This window comes from Candidatus Chloroploca mongolica (assembly GCF_004762035.2).
In the GTDB taxonomy this organism is placed as follows: Bacteria; Chloroflexota; Chloroflexia; order Chloroflexales; family Chloroflexaceae; genus Chloroploca; species Chloroploca mongolica.
This window is the reverse complement of sequence record NZ_SIJK02000114.1, coordinates 1-7074: the sequence shown is the minus strand read 5'-3', so window position 1 is coordinate 7074 and position 7074 is coordinate 1. Positions and strand designations below refer to the sequence as shown.

The 7074-nt window shown below is 62.5% G+C and carries 5 protein-coding genes; 3 read left to right on the top strand and 2 right to left on the bottom strand.

Annotated elements, in window-relative coordinates:
• Positions 1 to 13 precede the first annotated feature (13 nt).
• Both EYB53_RS27055 and EYB53_RS27050 read right to left on the bottom strand, forming a co-directional pair.
• Complete coding sequence (locus EYB53_RS27055) at positions 14 to 217, bottom strand: hypothetical protein (protein ID WP_209949641.1); 204 nt, start codon at positions 215 to 217, stop codon at positions 14 to 16.
• 858 nt (positions 218 to 1075) lie between these two features.
• The gene (locus tag EYB53_RS27050; RefSeq protein WP_205712763.1) at positions 1076 to 1504 is read right to left on the bottom strand and encodes a hypothetical protein; all 429 of its coding nucleotides are present in this window, start codon (positions 1502 to 1504) and stop codon (positions 1076 to 1078) included.
• A 154-nt stretch (positions 1505 to 1658) separates the two neighbouring features.
• On the opposite strand from EYB53_RS27050, the gene EYB53_RS24640 reads away from it, so the two are divergent.
• The 3 genes from EYB53_RS24640 to EYB53_RS24630 form a co-directional block, all read left to right on the top strand.
• Positions 1659 to 2036 carry a four helix bundle protein gene (locus tag EYB53_RS24640; protein WP_205704005.1) on the top strand — a complete coding sequence of 126 codons (378 nt, stop codon included), beginning with the start codon at positions 1659 to 1661 and terminating at the stop codon, positions 2034 to 2036.
• Positions 1955 to 4510, top strand: a complete 2556-nt coding sequence (locus EYB53_RS24635; protein WP_503827075.1) for a type IIL restriction-modification enzyme MmeI — start codon at positions 1955 to 1957, stop codon at positions 4508 to 4510. The genes EYB53_RS24640 and EYB53_RS24635 overlap by 82 nt, the downstream gene beginning before the upstream one ends.
• A 215-nt stretch (positions 4511 to 4725) precedes the next feature.
• Positions 4726 to 7074, top strand: a 2349-nt coding sequence (locus EYB53_RS24630; protein ID WP_135482149.1) for a tetratricopeptide repeat protein, incomplete at its 3' end; no start/stop codon positions are given.

Sequence of the window (7074 nt, the reverse complement as noted above, 5' to 3'; positions counted from 1 at the left end):
GGAACCGGCAAATCTAGTTGACACCAGGCGGCAAATCTAGTTGACATTTAACACCCTCGACCGCATTGATAAAGATGGCGGGCGCACGCTGCTTGCCAACGTCACTGAGGCGACGATCTATGAGGCAGCCTTGACGGTCATGATGCGCCTGGTCTTCCTCTTCTCGGCTGAGGAGCGCGATCTGCTGCTGCTCGGCAAGCCGATGTACGACCAGCACTACGCCGTCTCAACCCTGCGCGCCCAGCTCCGCGCCGCCGCTGACGAGACCGGTGAGGAGGTTTTGGAGCGCCGCCATGACGCCTGGAGCCGTCTGCTGGCTACCTTCCGCGCTGTCTCTGGCGGCGTGCAGCACGAGGATCTGCGCCTGCCGGCCTATGGCGGAGCGCTGTTTGATCCGGAGCGGTTTCCGTTCCTTGAGGGCCGCTTTGCGACTGGGTCTGGGGTCTCGGGTCTCGGGTCTGGAGGGCTGGCGTTTGGGGCTGGGGTCTCGGGTCTGGGGTCTCGGGGCTGGGGTCTCGGGTCTGGGGTCTCGGGTCTGGAGGGCTGGCGCTCGGGTCTCGGGTCTCGGGTCTCGGGTCTCGGGTCTGGAGGGCTGGCGTTTGGGTCTGGGGTCTCGGGTCTGGGGTCTGGGGTCTCGGGTCTCGGGTCTGAAATTGCGGGTCTCGGGGCTGGGGGCGCAGGGCTGGGCTCTGGGAGCGCGGGTATCGGGGCTGCTCACGCTCATACCCGAGACCCGAGACCCGAGACCCAAGTTTCCCGTCCCCTGCCCGTCGACAACCGCACCGTCCTCCACCTGCTCGAGGCACTCCAGATCCTGCGGGTGAAAGTTCCTGGCGGTGGCCCCGCCGAGCCGCGGCGGCTCTCCTTCCGTGCGCTCGATATTGAACAGATTGGGCATGTCTACGAGGGGTTGCTCGATCATACGGCCAAGCGTGCCGCTGAGCCGGTGCTTGGGCTGGTCGGCAGTAAGGATCGTGAGCCGGAGGTGGCGTTGTCGCGCCTGGAGGCGCTCTTCGGGTCTCGGATTTCGGGTATGGCGGGTATAGCGGGTATGGCGGGTAGCGTGGAGTACGAATCATATCCAGATCCGAGACCCGAGACCCGAGACCCGAGACCCGAGACCCAGCACCCAGCACCCCTCATCGACTTCCTGCGCGACGTGACCGGCCGCTCCGCCAGTGCGCTGGAGAAGGCGCTCGCGATCACGCTGGACGCCCGCGACCTCGATGCCTTGCGGGCTGCCTGTGACAATGATGCGGATCTGGTCGAACGGGTGCGGCCCTTCGCCGGGCTGCTGCGTCGCGACACCTTTGGGCGTCCAGTCGTCATCACCACAGGCAGCCTCTATGTCACCAGCGGCACCGACCGCCGCACCAGCGGCACCCACTACACGCCCCGCTCGCTCACCGAGCCGATTGTCCAGCACACCCTCGATCCCCTGGTCTATCATGGCCCCGCTGAAGGCCTGCCCCGCGAAGCGTGGACCCTCCGTTCTGCCGAGCACATCCTTTCTCTGCACGTATGCGACATGGCGATGGGCAGTGGCGCATTTTTAGTGCAGGTTTGTCGGTATATGAGTGAGCGGTTGGCGGAGGCGTGGGAGGCGGAGGAGGGGCTCGGGTCTGGGGGCTCGGGTCTGGGGGAGGAGGGTTCTGAAGATGACGCTACAGTCGTATCGCGACCTGGAGGTGTGGCAGCGGAGTATGGATCTCGTGGAGGAGATCTACCTGCTGACCAGGCACTTGCCGAAGACCGAGCTGTTTGGGCTGACGAGTCAGATGCGCCGGGCCGCGATCTCAATCCCGTCGAATATCGCCGAGGGCTACGGCCGGATTCATCGCAAGGAGTACGTCCATCACCTCTCGATCGCCCAGGGGTCGCTCCAAGAGGCGGAGACGCAACTCCAGATTATGGTGCGGCTGGAGTATGTGGATCGCGAGCAGGTCAAGAAGGCCTGGAACCTTATGCAGGAAGTCGGCAAGATGCTTCGCCGACTGATCGTCTCACTGTCGCCCAGACCCGACGGAGCGGGCTAGCCCCAAGCCCCAAGCCCCCAGCCCCGAGCACCAGCCCTCCAGACCCGAGACCCGAGACCCGAGACCCCGAGGAACGCCTCGCCCAAGCCCGCCGTCTCATTGCCGATCGCTGCCTCTACGGCGTAGACAAGAACCCGCTAGCGGTGGAGATGGCGAAGTTGTCGCTGTGGTTGATTACGTTGCAGAAGGATCGACCCTTCTCGTTCCTCGACCACGCCCTGCGCGCCGGCGATTCGCTGCTGGGCCTTGCCCACATCGATCAGTTGCTGCACTGGTCGCTGGGCAAGACGAGTGGGCCGACGACGGCGACGTTTTTGACCGAGCCGCTGCGCCGGGCGTTGCAGCGGGCCAGTGCGCTGCGCCGTAAGATCCGCGAGACGCCGGTGATCGATGTGCGCGACGCCGAGCGCAAGGCGGGTTGGCTGCGTGAGGCCGAGGAGGCGCTGGGTCTGGTGCGCCTGGCCGCTGACCTGCTCGTCGCCGCCGCGCTCCACCCCGAGAAGAAGCGCCGCGCTGAGCTGAGCGACGAGTTCCAGTACCGCATGTCGCTGGCAGCGGAAGCGTGGGAGGCCGTGCGCCAGGGCAGCGCCGGTGCCCCGAAAGGCGACGCCAACCGCGAGGAGCTAGCGGCCCTGCGCCGTGAGGCGGATGCGCTGTTGGCGGGACGGCAGCCCTTTCACTGGCCCCTCGAGTTTCCAGAGGTGTTTCTTTCGGGTCTCGGGTCTCGGGTCTCGGGTCTGGAAGAGGAGGGTATGGGGTATCGGGTATCGGGTATGAAATCGGATTCAGATGCAACCCAAAAACACCCAACCCCTAACATACCCGATACCCTATCCCCGATACCCGACATACCCGATATCCGAAGCGGCGGCTTTGCGGCGATCGTGGGCAATCCACCCTTCTTAGGTGGAACTAGGATTAGTACCACCCAGGGAAGTTCGTACTTACAATATTTGCAGCTTACTTTTTCGTCTTTTCATGGCAGAGCTGATATCTGTGCGCTTTTCTTTATTAGATCTTATGATCTAATAAAGAAACAAGGTGATTTTGGGCTGATTGCAACAAACACCATTTCTCAAGGTGACACCAGAGAAACAGGGCTTGATTACATTGTGAGTAATAGCGGGGTGATTTACAACGCTATTCCTTCTCTGTCTTGGCCCGGAGGAGCCGCTGTTGCTGTCAGTGTTATTCATGTTCGCCGAGGGACATGGAAGGGCAACTTCGAAATAGGTGGAAGTTTAGTTGATACTATCTCTTCATCACTTGAGATCGCCAAGCAGAAAAGCAAGCCGGAACAGTTGCATGCAAATAGCGGAAAGAGCTTTAATGGATCTAAGCTTGACGGCATTGGCTTCGTCATTGAACCTGATGAGGCTCGTATTTTGAAAAGTAAAGATCAAAAGAATACCGAGATTCTTCGCCCGTATTTGAATGGGGAGGATGTAAATTCTGACCCTAATCAAACTTCCAGTAGATGGGTAATTGCTTTCGGAGAGAGAACCTTAACTCAGGCAGAAGGATATCCGGATTGTTTGAACATTGTACGAGAGCGTGTCTATCCGTATCGCCAGACACATCAAGAGGAAAGAACGCGAAGAAATTGGTGGCAATTTCAGCGCCTTCGTCCTGAACTGTATCACAAGATTGAAAAAAGTAGCCGTGTATTGGTTATACCACGGGTGTCAAAGTACTTAACGTGCTCATGGTCAAGTGGTAAAGTGATTTATTCTGATGCTACTATTGTTATTGTTACTGAAAACGATGCTATTTTTGCACTAATTCAAAGTACGATACACGACGTTTGGACAAGAATTCAGGGTTCAACCTTAGAAACTAGGATGAGGTACACCCCCACGGACTGCTTCGAGACCTTCCCCTTCCCCACGTCCCTCCAGAACGATCTAACGCAGAGGCGCAGAGGCGCAGAGGCACAGAGCGGCCCCGATGCTCGCTCCCCGCTCCCTGAATCCCATCATCCCGATACCCCAGACCCCAGACCCCAGACCCCAGACCCTAGACCCCAGACCCTAGACCCCAGACCCCAGACCCTCGAAACCATCGGAGAGCGCTACCACACCCATCGAAAAAAGGTCATGCTGGACAGACAAGAAGGCCTGACCAAAACCTACAACCGCTTCCACAGCCCCAGCGAAACCAGCGCCGACATCGCCGAACTACGGCGGCTCCACGAAGCGATGGACAACGCGGTGGCGGCGGCGTATGGCTGGGAGGATCTCGACCTGGGGCACGGCTTCCACGAGACGAAGCAGGGCTTGCGGTACACGATCAGCGAAGCGGCGCGGCGAGTGGTGTTGGATCGGCTGCTGGCGTTGAATCATCAGCGGTATAAGGAGGAGGTGGAGGCGGGGCTGCATGATCGGGGGTCGGGGGCCGGGGGTCGGGGATCGGGGAAGGGTGGGCGGAAGAAGAAGGGCGGGAGTGAGCCGGAGGGGCAGGGGAGGTTGTTGTGAGGAGGTTCCGGGCAGCTTTAACGCAGAGACGCAAAGGCGCGAAGGCGCAGAGGTTTTGAGATCTTCCTTCCTTAGCGACTCTGCGGCTTCGCGGCTTTGCGTTAAAAAATGTTCGGCTTTGCGGCTCTGCGACTTTGCGTTAAAAAATGTTCGGCTTTGCGACTTTGCGGCTTTGCGCGAGCTTGCCCGGCTGAAAGCTGATTGCGAAAAAAGCTATGAACGAACCACCACCTAACATCGCCCTGGTAATCGGCGTGAACGGCGGCCCCGAGACGGGGTTGGCCCCGTTGCGCTTTGCCGAGGAGACGGCGCAGCAGGTGGCCCGCGCCCTCGTCGCGCCCGCATGCGGCTTTACGCTGCACGGCGATGGGCCACTGCTGGGCGCTGCGGCGACGACCGATGCGGTGCGCAGGGCGATCTTCGATGCCCGCCGCGCTGCCGGGCGCACAGGGTTGCTGCTGATCTACTACATCGGTCACGGGCGCTATGTCGAGGTTGGGCGTTCGAGCAGCGACGTCTTCCTGGTGACCCACAACTTCCGTCCCGGCGACGCCCGCGACGACCCGAACGCCCACCTCTCGATGCAGTGGCTCCAAGAGACGGTGCTGCGCCACGACGATCCTGATCGCCTGTTGCTGGTGCTCGATTGCTGCTTCGCGGGTGCCGTGAGCGAGGCCGCGCCCGATCCCCTCGTCGTCAATCTCGTCAAGCGCCTCGAAGAGGCTCTGAACCTCCAGCGCAGCGCCGACGGGGCGACAGGAGCGACGATGCGCAAGGCCCTCGCCGCCGTCAGCCCGCTGCACAAAGCCTATGAAGGCGACGGAACCACCGCGTACAGCGCGGCGCTGCTGCGTGGGTTGCATGGTACGGCGGTCATGGATGACGGACGCGTGACCTGGCAGAGCCTCCACGCCTATCTTCAGAACGACCTCACCGAGGCGCAGAGTGGCGAATATGGGTTTGACCGCTCGGCGGGGGCGACCCTGGCCTACTACCCCGACCGGGCACGCCTCCGCACCCCCGCTCACCAACCCTTCATCATGCCGCATCCGCCCATGTCCGGCTTCGTCGGGCGCGAAGAAGCGTTAGCGCAACTGGCAATGACCTTGACCGGCGAGCACGCGACCAGTGCGGCCCTGCTGCCTGCGGTGGCCGGCATTGGCGGCATCGGCAAGACCCGCCTCGCGATCGAGTTTGTCCATCGCTACCGCGAACACTTTCCCGACGGCATCTTCTGGCTGAGCATGGAGAACCCTGATGGTGTCGTGAGCCAGGTCGCGGCCTGCGGTGGGCAGCGTGGCCTCCAACTGTTCGACGAAGGGCAGGACGAACAGTTCATGAACATGGGCCGCAGCTTCGGGAGCGACGGGCTGAGTGATCGGATCGAGCGTGCCCCGCGCCTGAGCCTGCACCAACAGGCGGAACAAGTTCGAGCGATCTGGGAAACACCGGGGCGACGGCTGCTGATCTTCGACAACCTAGAGGACCCGGCGTTGCTGGAGTTGTGGCGGCCGCGGGGTGGCGGCAGCCGGGTGCTGATCACCACGCGCCGCCAAAGTTGGGCACCTCGCAGCAGCGTGCGCCCCTTCCCGCTGGGCGTCCTGCTAGACGACGCGAGTCAGGCGCTGTTGCTTGGCCCACGGGCGCTTGAGCGGGCCTGCCCCATTGAGTCCCTGCTGGCGGATCCACGCGAGGCCGAGGCAGCGGCGGGGTTGGTGGGCGAACTGGGTGGTCACGCCCTGGCCCTGACGCTCTGCGGCGGCTATCTGGCCAGAAGTGCCGCAACCCTGGGGGAGTACCTCGCGCAGCTGCGGGCCGAAAGCATCAGACACCGCTCGCTGAGCCCCGAACTGGCCGAGGGGTTGCCGCAGGGCCAACAGGCCAGCATCGTCGCCTCCTTTGCGCTGAGCTACGGACGCCTGGGGGCGCAAGCGGAGCATGCCCGCGCCCGGATGCTCTGGCTGACGGCGGCGCAACTCGCGCCCCAACCCATCCCGGTTGAGGTGCTGCTCAGGGCTACTGGGCTAGATCCGGCGGACGAATCGCAACGCGAGCGCGGCGAGGAAGCCCTGCGGCTGCTACGCGAACTGGGCCTGATCGAGCGCAGCGCAGACACCTACCAACTCCACCGCCTGATGATCGCCTACGCACGCAGCGTAAGCACGGATCAACCCGGCGACCGGCGGCGGGCGGCCCGTGGGCTGGCGCAGACCATCCAGCGCCTTGACGATGAGGGCGAGCTATCGGCCCCGTTGTTTCGCGAACACATCACGCATCTGCTTGATGCTGGTGCCCCCGAACACGACAGTGAGGGAGCGGCGCTGCTCCATAGCGCGGGCCTTGTGCTGATTGAAGCTGAAGACTATGCCAGGGCTGGTGAATATCTTAGGCAGGCCCTGGACATCAGGAGCGAGGTGCTGGGCCGCCAGCATCGCGACACGGCGATCACCCTGCACGCATTGGGCAACGTCGCGCAGGCCGAAGACGACTACCCCGCCGCTCGCCAGTCCTTCCAGGAGGCCCTGGCGATCAAAACCGCCGTGCTGGGCCGCCAGCATCGCTCA